The sequence below is a fragment of the Streptomyces sp. NPDC048696 genome (assembly GCF_043198895.1).
Lineage (GTDB): Bacteria > Actinomycetota > Actinomycetes > Streptomycetales > Streptomycetaceae > Streptomyces.
In genome coordinates, this window is record NZ_JBICVJ010000007.1 from 147,332 (window position 1) to 166,600 (window position 19,269).

A 19,269-nucleotide genomic window follows, 5' to 3' on the forward strand; every position below is an offset into this window, starting at 1 on the left:
GGCTAGTTGGCTCCTGTGGTGCTGGTGCTGGTGGCGAGGGTCTGGTTCACGGCGTCCGTGAGCCAGTCCCTGGTGTGGGAGAAGGTGAAGCCGAGGCGTTCGGCGCGGGAGTTGTCCATGGCGTACGAGCGCCGGAAGGAGAAGGGCGAGACTTCGCCGACCTCGACGGGCTGATAGACGACGGGCCCGAGGGGGCCGATCGCGGCCACGATGTCCTCGGTGGTGAGCGCCCCGTGGGAGGCGGCGTTGACGGGCCCGGTGAAGTCCTGCCGACCGGTCCAGAACAGGAAGTCGGCGATCTCGTCGACGTTGATGTAGGTGGCCGGGTGGTTGCGGCTGGCGGGCACAGCGACGGGCTCGCCGTTGCGGATGCGGTCCGCGTAGTGCGCGACGCGCCCGGTGAAGTCGTCGGCGCCGCCGAGGACGTGGGCGACGCGGACGCAGACGTACGGGAAGTCGGCACCGGCGAGGACGGCTTCGGCCTGCCGCTTGCCTTCACCGTAGTGCTCGCCACGGAACTCCGCCTGCTCCCAGGGGAGTTGAAGGTCGACGTCGATGTCGGCGGGCTCGACGGCGGATTCCGGTACCGGCCGGGGTGAGTCCTCGTACTCGTACACCTCGACGGTGGAGGTCATCACATAACGGCGGGTGCGGTGGGCGAAGACGCGGCGGGCGACGGCGGCCTGGCGCGGGGTGTAGCAGACCTGGTCGAAGACGACGTCGAACGTCCGGTGCGCGAGGGCGGTTTCGAGCGCGGCCTCGTCGCCGCGGTCGGCGACGAGGTGTTCGGCGCCGGGCGGGGGTGGCGCGGACCCCCGGTTCAGTACGGTGACCCGGTCCCCGGCGTCGAGCAGCCGGGCGATGAGCCGCTTGCCGAAGTAGCGGTTACCGCCGATGACCAGCACGTTTCGCGTTGTTGTCGCCTCTTGTGTCATGTCCACAAGTGTTACGTTGACGGGGCGCGTCCTGAAGGGGGAATCATGGGAGAACTGGCCGCAGTACCAAAGGAATCGCGGAGTTCAAGGGGGACCGCCAACGATTCCTCACCGGCCTTCGATCAGGTGGATCGCCACCTGCTGGAACTGGTCCAGGCGGAGGGCCGCATCAAGCTGAGCGAACTGGGCCGCCGGGTGCGGCTGAGCCCGGCGGCGGTGACGGAACGGCTGCGGCGCCTGGAGTCGAGCGGCGCGATCACGGGCTACGGCGCCCGAGTCGACCCGGCCCGCCTCGGCTACGGCATCCAGGCCTTCATCCGCGTCAACCCGCACGGCGGCTACACCCTGAAGCACCCCAGAACCCTGGAGCTGACGTCCCGCCAGGAGATCCGCGAGGTCCACCACGTGGTGGGCGAGGACTGCTGGATCATCAAGGTCGCGGTCGCGGACACGGGCCACCTGGAGGAGATCCTCTCGGAGGTGTCGGCGCTGGGGCGCACGACGACGTCGATCGTGCTGTCCTCTCCGGTGGAGGGGAGGGGGTTGGTGCCGGTGGGGTGAGGTCGCCCGGCGCGGATGCCGTGACGGTCACGACGTTCCCTGTCGGCCGGTCGGCGAAGCGGCGTGATCGGCTCCGGCTCGCAGGACCTCCGCGACCTTCTCGGCCAGGCCGACGGGGATCGCCCCGCCCTCGACCCAGGGCGTGCCCCGACCGCTCACGACGGGCCGTAGCCGCATCTTGGCGCTCTCCGATGCCCCGATGGCGCCGAGTGCGCCCTTGAGCGTCTCGGTGGCTTCTGCGGCTCGGTCCCAGCCGCTCTTCCATTTGCGACATCTCCATGCCGAATCACCCGTCTTGGCGTAGCTGCTGGTCGTGCTGCGACTGAGGCAGGCTGGACAGATCGGGGGGCATGAGCACGGCACTCCGCGTTGAGCCGGGTTCTGTCCTTGTTTCTCCCTGTTCCATCACGTCCGAGAGGCTCGCCTCGCTAACATGGCCCTCTGATGGGCCGTTGGTCTGCAGTGGGGCGGGCGCCAGGGGGAGGCGGCTCATGGCTGAGGCGACGGGGGTGGCCAGGCCAGGGGGCGGGGTGGCCGCGGGCTGGAAAGCCTCGTCTGGATGGGTGCGGCTTGCGCCACGGGCGGAGGCGGTCGGGCTGGCCGTCGGCGGGATGGGGTTCGGGGCTTATGTGCTCGCCGTGAGCGCACCCGGGCGGTACGACACGACAACCACGACGTGGTTCTCCGGCGCGGTCGGCGGGCTGTATCTCGGGGCGGGGCTGCTCGCGTGCGTGCGGCGGCCGAGCAATCCGGTCGGACTGGTGATGCTGCGGGTGGGGATCGGCTGGTTCGCCGAGGATCTCCAGATCAGCCCGGATCCGCTTGTGCACACCGTGGGACTGCTGGTGCGGTCGGCGTCGGTCGGATTTCTGATCCCGCTGCTGCTGATGTTCCCCGACGGGGTGCTGCGTTCCCGGCTGGACCGGCTCCTGGTGGCGGCCGGTTACGCGACGGCTTTCGGGCTGGTTCCGCTGAGCACGCTGTTCTACGACTCGTTGGTACGGAACCTGCTTCTGGTGCACCCCGTGACCTGGTTGCCCGAGGTGATCGACAGGGTCCAGCTCGTCATGAGCGCGGCCGTCGTCGCCGTCCTGCTCGGCCGGTGGGTGAGCGCCACGCGCCCGGCGCGGCGGGTGCTCGCGCCGTTGTTCGCCGCAGGACTGGTAGGCGGGCTGGCCTCCACTCTCGGCGCGATGCTTGGAACGGGACCCGACTCGCCGACCCATCCACCGCTCATCGCCATCGCGCACGCGGCGGTGCTCGCGCTGCCGCTGGCCTTCCTGGCCGGAGTCTGGCGTGTCCGCATGGGACGTACGGCCGTGGCCGACCTCCTGCGCTGCATGCCGGTCGCCACGCGGGCGCAGCTGCGCGACGCGCTCGCGCGGGCGCTGGGCGACCCGTCGGTACAGGTCGGGTACCCCGCCCCGGACACCGTCGGGTACCTCGACAGTCAGGGCGCCGCGCTCGCCATCGCGCCCGGGCGGCAGGTCAACACGCTGAAGCGCGACGGCCAGTGTGTCGGAGTGCTCGTACACGACCCGGCGCTGCACGAGGATCGTTACGTTCTGGAGGCAGTCGTCTCGGCGGCGGCACTGGAGCTGGACAATCAGCGCCTCGCCGCCGAGGTGCGTGCCCAACTGGCCGAGGTGCGGGCCTCACGGGCCCGCCTCGTCAAGGCAGAGGACGAGCAGCGCCGCCGGATCGAGCAGGACCTGCACGACGGGGCGCAGTCGACGTTCGTCACCGCACTGGCGACCTTGCAGGTGACCCGGCAGGAGTTCGTCGGTCGGGAGGCGCCCGACCCCGAACTGGTCGGCCTGCTCGACGGGATCTCCGCGCTGGTGAAGGAGGGCATCGACCAGCTGCGCGACCTCGCGCACGGCATCCATCCCGCTGTACTGACCGAAACGGGCCTGGTGGCGGCCTTGGAAGCGCTCGCCGCCCGGGTGCGCTGCCCGGTCGAGGTGACCGCGTGCGCGGTCCCGGCCCTGCCGCTACCGCTTGCCGCCACCGTGTACTTCGTCGCCACGGAGGCGGTCACCAATGCCCTGAAACACGCTCACGCGCGGACCATCGGTATCGACGTCCGCCACCGGGCCGAGGACGGTGTGCTGCGCCTGACGGTCGCCGACGACGGCGTCGGCGGCGCCGACCCCGGCGGCGGTACCGGGCTGCTCGGGCTTCGGGACAGAGTGGCGGCGTTCGACGGCACCATGACGGTCCGCAGCGAGCGTGGGCGGGGAACGGTGGTATCGGCGGAACTACCGCTTGGAAGAGGGGAATCGGCCGTGCCGACGTCTGCGGCCGCGGAGGCATTCGGCGAGGGGGAGGACGGACGGTCATGACGGAATACGATGCGGCGAAAAGCCTTCCGGGGCCGGAGCACGGCCCGTTCGGAGGCACCACGAGCGCTCCACCCCCGCCCAGGCCCCTGCGGATCGTGCTGGCCGACGACGAACGCCTCTTCCGGGCTGCCCTCGCCGCGCTGCTGGAGCGGCGCGGCCATCAGGTCACCGCTCAGGTCGGCGACGCGGACGCGCTGCGCGCGGCAGTGGACCGTACGGTCCCCGACCTTGCGGTGATCGACATCAGGATGCCGCCGACGAAACGCCTGGAAGGGCTCCAAGCGGCTGTGGACATCCGGCAGTTCCACCACGGCGTCGGGATCCTGCTGCTGTCCCAGAGCGTCCAGGTCACCCACCTCGCCGAATTGACCGCGTCCGATGTCAGGGGCGTCGGCTACCTGCTCAAGGAGCGCGTCGCCGACGAGCACTTCCTCGACACCGTCGGCCGCATCGCCGACGGCGAGTGCGAGTTCGACCAGGAGGTGCTGCAACTGCTCCTCAACGGCCCGCGTCGGCGCGGTGGTCTGGCCGGACTGAGTCCCCGGGAACTGGACGTGCTCGGACTCATGGCCCAGGGCCTGACCAATCCGGCGATCGCCGACCAGCTCGTCGTCACCGTGCAGACCGTCGAGACCCATATCAGCAGCATCTTCCGGCGGCTCGAACTGCCCAACGAGAGCAAGGGAAGGTACCACCGCCGGGTCCTGGCCGTGCTGACGTACCTCCAGTCCCGCGACCCCTGACGTGCGGTCCCTGTTCACGGCCCCCGGTCGGCGAGGTCCGACAGGGCCCTGACCGGCAGCCGGACCTTCGTCAGGAAGCCCTCCGCCGGGGAGTGGGCGATGCGCGCGGCGAACTCGTCGGCCGGCCTGCGCTCCGCGGGCGATCGCCGCCGCCCCGGAGGCCGCCCCGGAGGCTGCCTCGGTCACGGCACAATCCCCCTTCGCCTCCAACAGGGCTCGTGCGGCAGTCCGGTAGGCGGGGGCGTCGTCGACGATCAGCACGCTGCGACTCATGGCCCCATGCTGACGGTCGGCGGCGGCCACGGCATCAGGGCTGGCCCTGAGACTGCCCGCCCGGGGACTGGTGTCTGCCTGGAGGTTTCCCGACCTTGCCGCGTGAAGACTGGGCGGACATCGCGTCGGGGGCATCGGGGGGAACAACATGCAGGGGAACATACGGGGCAAAGCCATCAATCCGCTCGCCCTGGTCGTGCTCGCGGGGCTGCTCGCGACCGGCTGCGACGGCGGCAACTCGGGTTCGGTGTCCGTCAAACCGGAGTTCCTGCCGGTGTCGTTCACGATCGACTCGGCGGGCAACGTCAGTGTCTCCGCCGATGCGAAGGTCGTCACGCCGCTCGGCGAGGTGTCTGTCGGCGGATTCCAGCGGCCACTGGGCAGCGGCAAGGATTTGGTGGTCCTGATCCGGCATCTGGCGCACGCTGCGGCGACCGCCCGCAGCGCGGCGTTCGTCCAGGGCGCTCACGGCAGGGGATATGTCTATTCCGCGTACGAGGTCCACACCAAGGGCCGCCACGTACAGCCCTCTTTGAACGAGCGGGACCTCGCGCTCGCACAGGGTGGCACAGTGCTGGTCGACGCGACCCGTACGCAGCACGGCAAGGTGACGCGTCTGCAGATCGCCGATGCCCCCAAGTCCCAGGACTCTCCCGTGCCGACCAGTTCGGCATCCTCTTGCGCGCCCGGCACCGGCGACGTCCACATCACCCTGCCCGAGGTGACCGCCGGCGCCGACGTCACCGGCACCGTGGCGCTGCTGGCCGCGGACTGTCTCCAGGTGCAGTACGCCGCCGAGGCCACGGATGCCGTCAAGGAGGGCACGGTCTCCCGGATCGTGATCCCGACCGACGACGCGGCCGGCGCCGTCCGGTTGCCGCCCGCCAACGACACCACTCCCCGGCCGGGGAACCGGGTGACGGCGAGCCGCCGGACGCCGACGACGGTGTACGTGGCCGCCGCAGCGCCCGCGCCCTCGGACACACCGACAGCCACGCCGACGGACCCGCCCACGGACCCGCCCACCGACACCGCAACTCCCGGGACCGTGTCCGTCACCGGCGCCGTGGCGGCACCCGTACGCACCGGGTCCAGCGCTGCCGACGCGCAGATCGGCCACATCAAGGCGGGCGGCCGGTACCAGGCGCTGTGCACGGCGCGAGGCGACCGCGTGCAGGCCCACGGCTACGACAGCGATCTGTGGGTCGAACTGCTCCGCGCTGCCGGCGGCACGGGCTGGGTCACAGCCACCGCGCTCACCGGCGGCCCGGACGCCCTGTCGCTCCCCGACTGCGCCGAGCCCTCCGGCTCGGCAACGGTCACGCCGGACCCGACGACCGATGCCCCGCCGACCGCGACCGAATGAGAGACGACGAACAGTGATGAGCAGGACGAAGAAGAAAGTCGGAGACATCCGCATCGCCAAGCGGGTCGTCACCATCGGCCACGAGACCTACCCGCTCGCCAACATCTCGCGGGTCCAGACCCTGCATGTCGTCTGGCGCGGCAAGCTCGCGACGTTCTACCCGCTCCGCGAGATCGCCGTCCTCCTTCCCCTGTGCGGCGCGATCGCCCTGGTCCTGCCGCGCATCGGCCTCGGATCCCGGCTCGGCGCCGCCGACACGGAGACCGTCCGGCGGGTCGCCACCGCCTTCGCCGCACTGCTGGCCGTCCGGATCGCGTACCTGCTGGGCGTATTGCTCTACCGGCTGCTGTTCCGGCGCAAGCCGTACGCACTGCTCATCGAGACGGCGGGCACGCAGTACACCGCGCTGTCCGGGACGGCCCGCGACGAGATCCAGCGCATCCAGGCGGCGATCGTCGCCGCGATCGAGGACCCGCCGTCCACAGAACAGATCCTGCACGTGCGAGGGGATCTCGTCATGGGGGACAAATTCGGCGGCGACAAGATCGGCCGCGACATGAACGTCCGAAGCGGATCCCCCGCATAACCATCAGGACCACGATCGCGATCAAGAGGAGAAGGGGCGACGGATGTCCGACTATGTCTTCGGGGACAAGTTCGGCGGCGACAAGATCGGCCGCGACAAGAACGTCCAGACCGGCGGCAGCGGCAACACCTGGAGGATCGACAACTCCCAGGGGGTCTCCCCCGCCGAGCTGGACGCCGCCGTGGATGAACTACAGGCCTTCGTCGCCCAGTTGATCCGAGAGGGGGTGGTGGCTGCGGACGGCAGCGTCACCGATCCCGGTGCGGTCGTCACGGCGGTGCGCTCTCGGCCCGGCCGCCTGCGGGCGGTCAGCCGGGCGGTCGCCGGCGGCGCCACCGAGGCCGTGTTGGCGGGAGTGCGGGGCGGAGTGGCGGCGCTGGTCGCGGCGCTCGTCGGGGGGACGTGAGCCGGCCGCCGGGTGATCCCCCGACGATTCGAAGGCGTCGCCGTCCACGTCGCGCAGCGCGTCCCGGCCCTCGCCGCCGCGCTCTGGCACGACTTCCGCACCGGCCAGGCGGTCGGCCGCCCACTGACCGCCTGTGACCACTGACGGTGTTCGGAAGACTCGGCTAGTCGGACAGGTCCAGGGAGAGCCGGATCGCGCGGGACACCGCTTCCATCTGGTCTTCCGGCACGATCCCGAGGTAGGAACCGGAAGCGAGAAAGGAGACGGTGACCGTGTGGAGCTGGGTGCCGATCACCGTGGCGTCCAAGGGTTTGCTGATCGGCGCGGACAGCAGGGTGTCCGGTGCGGTGCCGGTGGTGTCGCACACGGCACCTACGACCGTCAGCGGATACGCCGACATGGCCGCGTCGGCCTGGATGACGAGCAGAGTGTGCTTGATGCCGCGCGGGGTTGTCGCGCTCCATACCTGGCCCCGGCGCACGGGCGGAGTTGCGCTCACCTCTCACCGCCGGGGAGCGCGTCGAGCGCTTCGACGGTGAGGGTCTGAAGGTCTTCGATCTGTTCGCGGCCATGTGTGGCCTGCCATTCGGCGAGCCGGGCGGCGGCGTCGCGGACGGCCTGTGCCTTGAGTGCCTTCGCGGTGTAGGCGGAGACGTTCCCGTCGGCGTCGGCGCGGATGGCGGCCAGTATGTCGGCTGGAAGAGTCACGGTGATGCGTTCAGTCGCTGCCATATCTGTAAGCGTACTGTGGCGCATACTTAGGCGCATATCACCTGGCCGGGGGACACTCCTCGGTCCGGCGCCTCACTTGCCTTGACGTCCACGTCAACGATTACCGTCGCAGCATGCGAATCGGCGAGCTGGCCGCTCGGGCCGGGACCACCACCCGGGCCCTGCGGTACTACGAGTCGCGCGGGCTGTTGACCGCGCGGCGGAGCGAGAACGGCTATCGCGCGTACGACGAGGAGGACCTGCGGCTGCTCCAGCAGATCCGGACCCTTCAGGACTTCGGGTTCGAGCTGGAGGAGACGCGGCCCTTCGTGGAGTGTCTGCGGGCGGGGCATCCGGCGGGGGACACCTGTCCGGCCTCGCTCGCCGTCTACCGGCGCAAGCTCGCCGAGCTCGACGGGCTGATCGGGCAGCTCAGCGCCGTACGGGATCAGGTCGGCGCGCAACTGGCGCGGGCCGAGCTGGAGGCCGGTTCGCGTGAGCCGCGGTGTGAGATGACCGGCGACGAGATGTCCGGCGATGAGATGACAGGGGAGTGGGAGTAATCGTGCAGGCTATTGGTGTTGATGTCGTTACGGACGAGACCTTCGCGCGTGAAGTGCTGGAGGCCGATCTTCCGGTTCTCGTGGAGTTCACCGCCGAGTGGTGCGGCCCGTGCCGCCAGCTCGCGCCGGTGCTCAGCGACATCGCCTTCGAGGAGGGCGACCGGCTCAAGGTCGTCCAGCTGGATGTGGACAAGGATCCGGAGACGACCGTGAAGTACGGCGTGCTCTCCATGCCCACCCTCATGGTGTTCCGTGCCGGCGAGCCCGTGAAGTCCATGGTCGGCGCGCGCCCCAAGCGCCGTCTGCTTCAGGAGCTCGAAGACGTGCTGTAGGGAGGGAAGAGGAAAAGGGGCCCCGTCGCGTGTTCGCGCCGCCCTAATACACCAAAACCCCGGTCCGATATTGCGGCCGGGGTTTTTCTCTGCGTATAGTGGGCTCTTCGTGTGTTCATGCACGGCAAACAAACGTAAAGCCCTCACGAAAAACACTGTATCGCGTCAGGAGCGGAATTGTCAACCGAGGAAATTCGGAAAGAACAGCAATTCATCGACGCGCTCTACTCGCGCCTCGACGATCTGCGCGAGCGGGCCGAGGCGTCGGTCCGGGGCGCGTTGGCGCGGGTCGGGACCGGGCAGCAGGCGCGGCTGGAGCGGGATGTGATCGTCGCCGAGCAGTCGGGGCTGCTCAGCGCGTACCAGGCCGGCGAGAACGGGCTCTGCTTCGGGCGGCTCGACCTCGCCGAGCCGGATGCCCGCTCCCACCACATCGGCCGCATCGGAATCCGCCGCGACGACCCGGACCGTACGCCGCTGGTCGTCGACTGGCGGGCCGACGTGGCGCGGCCGTTCTATCTGGCGACCGGGCACACCCCGATGGGGCTGCGCCGCAGGCGTCACATCACCACCCACGGGCGCACGGTCACCGCGCTCCATGACGAGATCCTGGACCTCGCCGACTCGGCCCGTACCGGGCACGAGGGCGCGGACGCCGACGACGTGCTGCTCGCCGCCCTCGACGCGGCCCGTACCGGCCGTATGCACGACATCGTGCAGACCATCCAGGCCGAGCAGGACCGGATCATCCGTGCCCCGCAGCGCGGTGTCCTCGTCGTCGAGGGCGGGCCCGGTACCGGCAAGACGGCGGTCGCGCTGCACCGCGCCGCGTATCTGCTGTACGCGCACCGCGAGCAGCTGGCCCGGCGTGCCGTCCTGATCGTCGGCCCCAACCCCGCCTTCCTCGGGTACATCGGGGAGGTGCTGCCTTCGCTGGGAGAGACCGGGGTGCTGCTGTCCACTATGGGCGAGCTCTTCCCCGGCGTCGTCGCCACCGGCGTCGACATCCCCGCCGCCGCCGAGATCAAGGGACGGGCCGCCATGGCCGATGTGCTCGCCCGGGTCGTCCGTGACCGGCAGACCGTCCCGGACGTCGCCGCCGAGATCGATCACGACGGGTACGGGACCCTCCTCCTCGATCGCGCCATGGCCGAGGACGCGCGCCACCGTGCCCGCGAGAGCGGGCTGCCGCACAACCTCGCCCGGCCCCACTTCGCCTTCCACATCATCGACGCGCTCACCGCGCAGCTCGCCGAGCGGATCGGCGCCGACCCCTTCGGCGGCGAGAACCTCCTCGGGCCCGACGACCTCGCCCAGATGGGGAAGGAGATCGCCATGAGCCCGGCCGTCCACGCCGCCATCGACGACTTCTGGCCCGACCTCACCCCGGAGCGTCTTGTCGAGGACTTCCTCGCCGAGCCCTCTCATCTGACGGAGGGAGAGGGGGAGTTGATTCGGCGGGCCCACGGGTCTTCCTGGACCGTCGGTGACGTTCCCCTTCTCGACGAAGCCGCCGAACTCCTCGGCGACGACGACTCCGCCGCCCGCGCCGCCGCCGAGGCCGAGCGGCAGGACCGGATCGCGTACGCGCAGGGCGTGCTCGACCTCTCGGCGGGCTCGGAGAGCTTCGAGTTCGAGGACGAGGAGTCGGAGGTGCTGGCCGCGCACGACATCATCGACGCCGAGCGGTTCGCCGACCGGCACGAGGAGGCCGACCACCGCAGCGCGGCCGAGCGGGCCGCCGCCGACCGTACCTGGGCGTTCGGCCACATCATCGTCGACGAGGCGCAGGAGCTCTCCGAGATGGCCTGGCGGCTGCTGATGCGGCGCTGCCCGACCCGCTCGTTCACCCTGGTCGGCGACCCGGCCCAGACCGCCGAACCGGCCGGTGTCGGCTCCTGGCAGCGGATCCTCGGACCGTACGTGGAGGACCGCTGGGAGCACGTCCGGCTCGGGGTCAACTACCGTACGCCCGCCGAGATCATGGAGGTCGCGGCGCAGGTGTGGCGCGCGCAGGACCCGGGCTTCGAACCGCCCAGTTCCGTGCGGGCCACCGGAGTGCGGCCGTGGGTGCGCGCGGCCGCGGCCGACGACCTCGCCCAGGCCGTCGCCCATGCCGTGAAGGAGGAGACGCCGGAGGTGGGGCGGCTCGCCGTCGTCGCGCCGCGCCGCCTCCATCCCGCCCTCGCCGCCGTGCTGCCCGGCATCGCGGCGGGCGAGCCCGATCTGACCCGCCCGGTCGTGCTGCTCGACCCCCGGCAGGCCAAGGGGCTCGAATTCGACACCGTGCTGGTGGTGGAGCCCGCGGAGTACGGCGTGAGCGACTTGTACGTGGCGCTCACCCGGGCCACTCAGCGGCTCGGCGTGCTCCACTCGGCCCCGCTGCCCAACGCGCTGGCCGACGCGCTCACACCGGCCGCAGCCACACCGTAGCCAGCGGCGGCAGGGTCAGCTCGATGCTGACCCGCTGCCCGTGACCCGGGACGGAGTCGGGCTTGAGGGGGTCCGGGTTGGCGACGCCGCCCCCTCCGTAGCGCGTGGCGTCGGTGTTCAGGACCTCCGTCCAGGCGCCGACGGTGTCGGGGACGCCCAGGCGGTAGTCGTGGCGCACCACCGGGGAGAAGTGGGAGACGGCGAGCAGGGGGGCGCCCGTGGTGTCGTAGCGGAGGAAGGCGAAGACGTTGTCCTCCGCCGCGTCGCCCGCCACCCACGCGAAGCCCCCGGGGTCGGTGTCGCGCTGCCACAGGGCGGGGGTGTCGCGGTAGACCGTGTTCAGGTCGCGGACCAGGTCGCGCACGCCCCGGTGGTCCGGCTCGGCCGCGTACGACGGGTCGAGCAGCCACCAGTCGGGTCCGGTCGTCTCGGACCACTCCGCGCCCTGGGCGAACTCCTGGCCCATGAAGAGCAGTTGCTTGCCGGGGTGCGCCCACATGAAGCCGAGGTAGGCGCGGTGGGTGGCGCGCTGCTGCCACCAGTCGCCGGGCATCTTGGAGACCAGCGAGCGTTTGCCGTGGACGACCTCGTCGTGCGAGATCGGCAGGACGTAGTTCTCGCTGTACGCGTAGACCATCGAGAAGGTCATCTCGTTGTGGTGGTACTTGCGGTGGACCGGCTCATGGGCCGCGTAGCCCAGCGAGTCGTGCATCCAGCCCATGTTCCACTTCAGGCCGAAGCCGAGGCCGCCGAAGCCGCCGGGGCCCACGTGGTGGGTCGCGCGGGTCACGCCGTCCCAGGCGGTGGACTCCTCGGCGATGGTGATCACGCCGGGGCAGCGGCGGTAGACCGTGGCGTTCATCTCCTGGAGGAAGGCCACCGCGTCCAGGTTCTCCCGGCCGCCGTGCTCGTTCGGGCTCCACTCGCCGTGCTCGCGCGAGTAGTCCAGGTAGAGCATGGAGGCGACCGCGTCCACCCGCAGGCCGTCGATGTGGAACTCCTGGCACCAGTACGTCGCGTTCGCCACCAGGAAGTTGCGGACCTCCTTGCGGCCGTAGTCGAATTCGAGGGTGCCCCAGTCCGGGTGCTCGGAGCGGGCCGGGTCCTCGTGCTCGTACAGCGTGCGCCCGTCGAAGGTGGCCAGCGCCCAGTCGTCCTTCGGGAAGTGCGCGGGCACCCAGTCGACGATCACCCCGATGCCGGCCCGGTGCAGCGCGTCCACCAGGAAGCGGAAGTCGTCGGGGGTGCCCATCCGGGCGGTGGGGGCGTAGAAGCCGGTCACCTGGTAGCCCCACGAGCCGCCGAAGGGGTGCTCGGCCACCGGCAGGAACTCGACGTGGGTGAAGCCCAGGTCGCGCACGTAGGCCGGGAGTTGCAGGGCCAGCTGGCGGTATGTCAGACGAGGTCGCCAGGACGGCAGGTGCACCTCGTACACCGAGAACGGCGACTCGTGCACCGGGCGGTCGCCGCGGGCCGCCATCCACCGCTCGTCCTGCCACTCGTGGTGCGACTCGGTCACGATCGACGCGGTCGCGGGCGGCACCTCGGTGCGCCGCGCCATCGGGTCGGCGCGCAGGGTGTGCGAGCCGTCGGGGCGGGTGATGTCGAACTTGTAGAGCGCGCCGTCGCCGATGCCCGGCAGGAACAGCTCCCACACGCCCGACGAGCCGAGCGAGCGCATGGGGTGCGCGGTGCCGTCCCAGTAGCAGAAGTCCCCGGTGACGCGGACGCCCAGGGCGTTGGGGGCCCACACCGTGAACCGGGTGCCCGGCACGCCCTGGTGGGTCATCGGGCGGGCGCCGAGCGCCGTCCACAGCTCCTCGTGGCGGCCCTCGCCGATCAGGTGCAGATCGAGGTCGCCGAGCGCGGGCAGGAAGCGGTACGGGTCCTCGGCCTCGATCTCGTTGTCGTCGTAGGTGACGAGCAGCGAGTACTCGGGCACCTCGCGCAGCGGCAGCACCCCGCTGAACAGTCCGTCGCCGTCCTCGTGCAGCTCGGCCCTGAGCCCCTTGGCCAGTACGGTCACGGCCTGCGCGTACGGGCGCAGCACGCGGAAGGCGACGCCGCCGCGCACCGAGTGGGCGCCCAGCAGCGCGTGCGGATCGTGGTGCGCCCCGGCGAGCAGCCGCGCCCGGTCGTCGGCGCCGAGCGGCCGTGCGGCCCGTACACCGTGGCTCCCCGCGCGCCTCGGCTTGGTACTCGGCTTCGCCGAAGCCTTCGCCGGCGCTTTCGCCTCGGGCTTCGCCGAAGGCTTCGACGTCGCGGGCTTCGCTGCGGGCTTCGGTGTCTCGGCGGCGCTCTTGCGTGTGCGGCGGTCGGGGGATTGCGGGCTGTCGCCGGTCGGCGGGCGGGCGGTCACGGGTACGGCCTCCTCGGGGTGGGGGAAAGCGGGGTCAGGTTCCGGCCAGGCGGCGGACGGCCGCCATCGGGACGGCCAGCCAGTCGGGGCGGTGGCGGGCCTCGTACAGCACCTCGTACACCGCCTTGTCGGTCTCGTACGCCCGCAGCAGCTCGGGCTCGTCGCGCGGATCGGTGCCGGCCGCGGCCGCGTAACCGGCGCAGTAGGCGCTGCGGCAGGACTCGGCCCACTCCAGGCGCCAGGGCTGCGGGGTCCGTTCGTCGTGACGGGGACCGGGGCCGGGCCCGGGGGTCCGCGGGAGCGTGCGGGCCGCGTAGTCGAAGGAGCGCAGCATGCCCGCCACGTCCCGGACCGGCGGCTGCGGGCGGCGGCGCTCGGCCAGCGGCCGGGCCGGCTCGCCCTCGAAGTCGATGACCGACCACTGCCCGCCCGCCGCCCGCAGGGTCTGGCCCAGATGCAGATCGCCGTGGACGCGCTGGGCGGGCCGGGGTGCGCGCACCGCCGTCACCGCGTCGAACGCGGCGCGCAGCCCCGGCACATGGGGCCGCAGCACCGGCACGGCCCGGGCGGCCGCCTCAAGGCGCTCGCGCATCGCGGTGGCCAGCAGCTCGGTCTGCGGGCGGCCGAGTGTGACCACCGGCAGCGCGGCCGCGAGCGCGGTGTGCACCTCCGCGGTGGCCCGGCCCAGGGCGTGCGCCTCGGTGGTGAAGTCGCGTTGTTCGGCGAGCGCGCGCAGCGCGAGCTCCCAGCCGTCCTGCGAGCCGCGCAGAAACGGCTGGAGCACCGCGAGGGTCGCGTCCTCGGGCCGGTCCGTCTGGATCCAGGCCGCGGGCGCGGGCACCCGCGCGCACCCGTGCCGGGCCAGGACCAGCGGAAGTTCCAGGTCGGGGTTGACCCCGAAGTGGATCCGACGAAATACCTTGAGGATGAACGTATCTCCGTACACCAGCGAGGAGTTGGACTGCTCGACGGCCAGCAGGCGGGGCGCGAGTCCGGCGGGGACGGGGACGTCCGCGTCGCAGCCGAAGCGCAGCGGTCCCAGCCGTCCCGGGGTGCGCAGCCGTTCCAGGAGCAGGGCCGCGATCTGGGGGTCCTGGAGCGCGTCGTACACGGTGAGCCCGGTCAGCGGCCCGGCGCAGGCGTGTCCGACGAGCGCGGGCGCGAGCGGTGGCGGCAGGACCTTCCGTACGCCGAGCAGCAGCTGGTAGACGTCGCCGGGGTCGGGAGCGGGGGTGGCGCTCGGCTGCTCGGCCCGTACCAGCAGATGCAGACAGCCGGGCAGCAGCTCGGTGACCGAGGTGAGCGAGAAGCCGGTGACCGGGCGCCCCTTGCCCGCGAACCAGCGCTGGCGGGGCAGCCACTCGTGCAGCAGCGGCGCCAGCGACGGGAGCAGCGCGACGGGAGTCAGGGTGGGTGCGGCCTTGGGCATGGCAGCGCGTCCTTTCCCCGGGCTCACAGCAGGATGTGCGCAGAGTGTCCCGGATTGCGGCGATGGCTGTCCGGCGGCGCGCGGGGCCTCCGGCGTGCCTCTGGGAGAGCGGTCCGGAGCGTCGCTGAGGAGAGTGCCCCGGGCGGGCCGGAGGAAACCGGCCCGCCCGGGGGCGCCCGAAAGGGGCCCTCGGTGGGTGGGGGCTAGCCGATCACGATGCAGTCCTTGCGCAGCCGGAACCAGTAGAAGCCGTGCCCCGCCAGGGTGAGCAGGTACGGCCACTGGCCGATGGCCGGGAACCGCACCCCGCCGATCAGCTCCACCGGATGGCGGCCGGCGAAGGCCCGCAGGTCCAGCTCGGTGGGCTGGGCGAACCGCGAGAAGTTGTTCACGCAGAGCACCAGGTCGTCGCCCCCGCCGTCAACAGCGGGTACCTCCCGCAGGAACGCCAGGACCGCCGGGTTGGACGACTGGAGTTCGGTGTACGAGCCGAGTCCGAAAGCGGGGTTCTGCTTGCGGATCTCGATCATGCGGCGGGTCCAGTGCAGCAGCGACGACGGCGACGCCATGGCCGCCTCGACGTTGGTGACCTGGTAGCCGTAGACGGGGTCCATGATCGTGGGAAGGAAGAGGCGTCCTGGATCGCAGGACGAGAAGCCCGCGTTGCGGTCGGGCGTCCACTGCATGGGGGTCCGTACGGCGTCCCGGTCGCCCAGCCAGATGTTGTCGCCCATCCCGATCTCGTCCCCGTAGTAGAGGATCGGCGAGCCGGGCAGCGACAGGAGCAGGGCGGTGAACAGTTCGATCTGGTTGCGGTCGTTGTCCAGCAGGGAGGCGAGCCGGCGCCGGATGCCGATGTTGGCGCGCATCCGGGGATCCTTGGCGTACTCCGCGTACATGTAGTCGCGCTCTTCGTCCGTCACCATTTCGAGGGTCAGCTCGTCGTGGTTGCGCAGGAAGATGCCCCACTGGCAGGTCTTGGGGATGGCCGGGGTCTTGGCCAGCACCTCGGAGACCGGGTAGCGGCTCTCGCGGCGCACGGCCATGAAGATGCGCGGCATCACGGGGAAGTGGAACGCCATGTGGCACTCGTCGCCGCCCGCCGAGTAGTCGCCGAAGTAGTCGACGACGTCCTCCGGCCACTGGTTGGCCTCGGCGAGCAGCACCGTGTCCGGGTAGCTCGCGTCGATCTCGGCCCGGACCCGCTTGAGGAAGTCGTGGGTCGCGGGCAGGTTCTCGCAGTTGGTGCCCTCCTCCTGGTAGAGGTACGGGACGGCGTCCAGGCGGAAGCCGTCGATGCCCAGGTCCAGCCAGAACCGCAGGGCGGCCAGGATCTCGTCCTGGACGGCCGGGTTCTCGTAGTTGAGGTCCGGCTGGTGGGAGAAGAAGCGGTGCCAGTAGTACTTCTTGCGGACGGGGTCGAAGGTCCAGTTGGAGGTCTCGGTGTCGACGAAGATGATCCGGGCGTCCTGGAACTGCTTGTCGTTGTCGGCCCAGACGTAGTAGTCGCCGTACGGGCCCTCGGGGTCCTTGCGCGACTCCTGGAACCACGGGTGCTGGTCGCTGGTGTGGTTCATGACGAAGTCGATGATCACGCGCATGCCGCGCTGGTGGGCGGCGTCCACGAACTCCACGAAGTCGGCGAGGTCGCCGAACTCGGGCAGTACCGCGGTGTAGTCCGAGACGTCGTAACCGCCGTCCCGCAGCGGGGACTTGAAGAAGGGCGGCAGCCAGAGGCAGTCCACCCCCAGCCACTGCAGGTAGTCCAGTTTGGCGGTGATGCCCTTGAGATCCCCGACGCCGTCGCCGTTGCTGTCCTGGAAGGACCGGACGAGCACCTCGTAGAACACCGCTCGCTTGAACCACTCGGGATCGCGGTCCTTGGCGGGGGTGTCCTCGAAGGTGTCGTGGACGGGCTCATTGACGATCATGGTGTGGGTGACCCTCCGATCGGCGGGGACGGTCGCAGGACCAGGATGTGCGCGGGCGCACGGCCCGGCTCTAGGCGCACGTAGTTGGCCCTGCCCCAGTGGTAGGTCTCACCGGTGAGCTCGTCGCGCACCGGGACGGTCTCGTGCCATTGGAGGCCGAGTTCCGGCATGTCCAACGAGACCGTGGCCTCCTGGGTGTGGTGGGGGTCGAGGTTGGCGACCACCAGGACGGTGTCGGCCCCCGAGCGCTTGCTGTACGCGATGACCGCGTCGTTGTCGGTGGGGTGGAAGCGGACCGTGCGCAGCCGGCGCAGCGCCGGGTGGTGCCGGCGGATGCGGTTGAGCGCGGTGATCAGCGGGGCCAGGGAGCGCCCCGCGCGCTCGGCCGCCGCCCAGTCGCGGGGCCGCAGCTCGTACTTCTCGGAGTGCAGGTACTCCTCGCTGCCCTCGCGCAGCGCGGTGTTCTCGCACAGCTCGTACCCCGCGTACACGCCCCAGCTGGGCGACAGGGTGGCGGCGAGCACCGCCCGCACCTCGAACGCGGGGCGGCCGCCGTGCTGGAGGTAGGCGTGCAGGATGTCGGGGGTGTTCACGAAGAAGTTGGGCCGCATGTACGCGGCGCTCTCGCCGGAGAGCTCGGTGAGGTAGTCCGTGAGCTCCTGCTTGGAGTTGCGCCAGGTGAAGTACGTGTACGACTGCTGGAAGCCGATCTTGGCGAGGGTGTGCATCATCGCGGGCCGGGTGAAGGCCTCGGCCAGGAAGACGACGTCGGGGTCGGTGCCGTTGACCTCGGCCAGCACCTGTTCCCAGAAGACCACCGGCTTGGTGTGCGGATTGTCGACGCGGAAGATCCGTACGCCGTGGTCCATCCAGAACCGCAGCAGCCGCACGGTCTCGGCGACCAGGCCCGGCATGTCCCGGTCGAAGGCGAGCGGGTAGATGTCCTGGTACTTCTTGGGCGGGTTCTCGGCGTACGCGATGGTGCCGTCCACCCGGTGGTGGAACCACTCGGGGTGCTTGTCCACCCAGGGGTGGTCCGGCGAGCACTGGAGCGCGAAGTCGAGGGCGACCTCCATGCGCAGATCGCGGGCCGTCGCCACGAAGTCGTCGAAGTCGTCGAGGGTGCCCAGATCCGGGTGGATCGCGTCGTGGCCGCCGTCCGGGGAGCCGATCGCCCAGGGCACGCCCACGTCACCGGGCGCCGCCGTCAGACTGTTGTCGCGGCCCTTGCGGAAGGTGGTGCCGATGGGGTGCACGGGCGGCAGATAGACCACGTCGAAGCCCATCGCGGCGACCGCGGGAAGCCGTTCGGCGGCGGTCCGCAGCGTGCCGCTCACCGGCGGCCTGCCCGCTTCGACCACCGCGCCCTCGGAGCGCGGGAACAGCTCGTACCAGGAGCCGAAGAGCGCCCGCTCGCGCTCGACGAGCAGCGGCAACGGCTCGCAGGCGCTGACCAGTTCGCGCAGCGGATGGCGGGCCAGCGCCTCGTCGGCCGCCGGGGTCAGGGCCGCGGCGAGCCGGGCGGCGGCCGGGCGGGAGGTGTCGCGCAGCGCGTCCGCCGCGGCCAGCACCGCCTCGCGCCCCGCGTCCTTCGGCACCCCGGGCGCGGCCCGCTCGTACAGCTCGGCGCCCTCGGCGAGCACCAGTTCGGTGTCCAGGCCCGCCGGGACCTTGATGCGGGCGTGGTGGCGCCAGGTGGCGACCGGGTCGCTCCACGCCTCGACCGTGTACGACCAGCGGCCCTCGGCGTCCGGGGTGACCTCGGCGCCCCAGCGGTCGGTGCCGGGGGCGAGCTCGCGCATCGGCGTCCAGGGCCCCGGCCGCCCGCGCGGGTCGCGCAGCACGACGTTGGCGGCGACCGCGTCATGGCCCTCGCGGAAGACGGTGGCGGTGACCAGGAACGTCTCGTGGACCACCGCCTTCGCGGGCCTCTTGCCGCAGTCGACGGCGGGGCGGACGTCCAGGACGGGGATACGGCCGATCGGCAGATTCACGGTCTCACCTGGTGGCTGGGGTGTGCGGGGCGTGGCGGGGTCTGTTCTTTTTAGCTCCGCTGACGGTTGACGGGCTGCGGGCATGGCCGCTCCTGTCCGCGTTCACTCGGGTGGCGGGTGACGGGTGTCTCAGACGGCGTCGTACCGGATGAGCCTTCCACAGGGTCCGAGTGCGCATTCCGGTGGTTTGTTAACTACCTGGGCGTAACGGTTCAGGCAACGAAACGGCCCCGGATTTCGGCGGAACCGCCCCAGAATTTGCCTACCCACAAGTTCCTTGGGCATCAGGGGAGTTCAGTGCT

Annotated in this window: 17 protein-coding genes; 10 read left to right on the forward strand and 7 right to left on the reverse strand. The window is 71.0% G+C overall.

The features are described from left to right. Positions 1-2 precede the first annotated feature (2 nt). Entirely contained in the window at positions 3-935 is a 933-nt protein-coding gene (locus tag ACGFRG_RS16930) for an NAD-dependent epimerase/dehydratase family protein (protein ID WP_393264611.1), read from the reverse strand. Positions 936-980: 45 nt separating this feature from the next. Here ACGFRG_RS16930 and ACGFRG_RS16935 point away from each other — a divergent pair, with 45 nt between their 5' ends. The 7 genes from ACGFRG_RS16935 (at position 981) to ACGFRG_RS16965 (ending at position 7,359) form a co-directional block, all read left to right on the forward strand. Next, positions 981-1,496, forward strand: coding sequence for an Lrp/AsnC family transcriptional regulator (locus ACGFRG_RS16935; protein ID WP_393264613.1), 516 nt, complete (start codon positions 981-983; stop codon positions 1,494-1,496). A 491-nt stretch (positions 1,497-1,987) separates the two neighbouring features. Continuing rightward, positions 1,988-3,841, forward strand: a complete 1,854-nt coding sequence (locus ACGFRG_RS16940; RefSeq protein WP_393264616.1) for a sensor histidine kinase — start codon at positions 1,988-1,990, stop codon at positions 3,839-3,841. 86 nt (positions 3,842-3,927) lie between these two features. Then, positions 3,928-4,584 (forward strand): response regulator transcription factor, encoded by a 657-nt coding sequence (locus ACGFRG_RS16945; RefSeq protein WP_361420893.1) that lies wholly within the window; start codon positions 3,928-3,930, stop codon positions 4,582-4,584. Positions 4,585-5,005: 421 nt separating this feature from the next. Next, the gene (locus ACGFRG_RS16950; RefSeq protein WP_361420704.1) at positions 5,006-6,223 is read left to right on the forward strand and encodes a hypothetical protein; all 1,218 of its coding nucleotides are present in this window, start codon (positions 5,006-5,008) and stop codon (positions 6,221-6,223) included. 16 nt (positions 6,224-6,239) lie between these two features. Next, the gene (locus tag ACGFRG_RS16955; protein WP_393264620.1) at positions 6,240-6,809 is read left to right on the forward strand and encodes a DUF6232 family protein; all 570 of its coding nucleotides are present in this window, start codon (positions 6,240-6,242) and stop codon (positions 6,807-6,809) included. Positions 6,810-6,852: 43 nt separating this feature from the next. After that, positions 6,853-7,215 carry a hypothetical protein gene (locus tag ACGFRG_RS16960; protein WP_393264622.1) on the forward strand — a complete coding sequence of 121 codons (363 nt, stop codon included), beginning with the start codon at positions 6,853-6,855 and terminating at the stop codon, positions 7,213-7,215. A gap of 12 nt (positions 7,216-7,227) precedes the next feature. Then, complete coding sequence (locus ACGFRG_RS16965) at positions 7,228-7,359, forward strand: hypothetical protein (RefSeq protein ID WP_361420695.1); 132 nt, start codon at positions 7,228-7,230, stop codon at positions 7,357-7,359. Positions 7,360-7,378: 19 nt separating this feature from the next. Here ACGFRG_RS16965 and ACGFRG_RS16970 read toward each other — a convergent pair whose 3' ends face one another. Further along, positions 7,379-7,714 carry a type II toxin-antitoxin system PemK/MazF family toxin gene (locus tag ACGFRG_RS16970; RefSeq protein WP_361420692.1) on the reverse strand — a complete coding sequence of 112 codons (336 nt, stop codon included), beginning with the start codon at positions 7,712-7,714 and terminating at the stop codon, positions 7,379-7,381. Beyond that, complete coding sequence (locus ACGFRG_RS16975) at positions 7,711-7,947, reverse strand: hypothetical protein (protein ID WP_361420689.1); 237 nt, start codon at positions 7,945-7,947, stop codon at positions 7,711-7,713. Before ACGFRG_RS16975 ends, ACGFRG_RS16970 begins: the two co-directional genes overlap by 4 nt. A gap of 113 nt (positions 7,948-8,060) precedes the next feature. On the opposite strand from ACGFRG_RS16975, the gene ACGFRG_RS16980 reads away from it, so the two are divergent. The 3 genes from ACGFRG_RS16980 (at position 8,061) to ACGFRG_RS16990 (ending at position 11,254) form a co-directional block, all read left to right on the forward strand. Then, entirely contained in the window at positions 8,061-8,489 is a 429-nt protein-coding gene (locus ACGFRG_RS16980; protein WP_361420686.1) for a MerR family transcriptional regulator, read from the forward strand. Next, positions 8,489-8,821, forward strand: coding sequence for a thioredoxin (gene trxA, locus ACGFRG_RS16985; protein ID WP_361420890.1), 333 nt, complete (start codon positions 8,489-8,491; stop codon positions 8,819-8,821). The genes ACGFRG_RS16980 and trxA overlap by 1 nt, the downstream gene beginning before the upstream one ends. Positions 8,822-8,998: 177 nt before the next feature. Then, positions 8,999-11,254 carry a HelD family protein gene (locus ACGFRG_RS16990; protein ID WP_393264627.1) on the forward strand — a complete coding sequence of 752 codons (2,256 nt, stop codon included), beginning with the start codon at positions 8,999-9,001 and terminating at the stop codon, positions 11,252-11,254. On the opposite strand, the gene glgB is transcribed toward ACGFRG_RS16990, so the two are convergent. From glgB to ACGFRG_RS17010, 4 genes are all read right to left on the reverse strand, one after another. Then, a complete protein-coding gene (gene glgB, locus ACGFRG_RS16995) occupies positions 11,229-13,613 on the reverse strand; it encodes a 1,4-alpha-glucan branching enzyme (protein WP_393264629.1) in 2,385 nt (794 codons plus the stop codon). The two genes, ACGFRG_RS16990 and glgB, sit on opposite strands and share 26 nt — an antisense overlap. A 34-nt stretch (positions 13,614-13,647) precedes the next feature. Continuing rightward, positions 13,648-15,042 (reverse strand): maltokinase, encoded by a 1,395-nt coding sequence (locus tag ACGFRG_RS17000; protein ID WP_393264632.1) that lies wholly within the window; start codon positions 15,040-15,042, stop codon positions 13,648-13,650. Between the two features lie 203 nt (positions 15,043-15,245). Continuing rightward, the gene (treS, locus tag ACGFRG_RS17005) at positions 15,246-16,973 is read right to left on the reverse strand and encodes a maltose alpha-D-glucosyltransferase (RefSeq protein WP_361420674.1); all 1,728 of its coding nucleotides are present in this window, start codon (positions 16,971-16,973) and stop codon (positions 15,246-15,248) included. After that, positions 16,970-19,051: an alpha-1,4-glucan--maltose-1-phosphate maltosyltransferase gene (locus ACGFRG_RS17010; protein ID WP_393264636.1), complete on the reverse strand. Its 2,082-nt coding sequence runs from the start codon at positions 19,049-19,051 to the stop codon at positions 16,970-16,972. The genes treS and ACGFRG_RS17010 overlap by 4 nt, the downstream gene beginning before the upstream one ends. Positions 19,052-19,269: the final 218 nt, after the last annotated feature.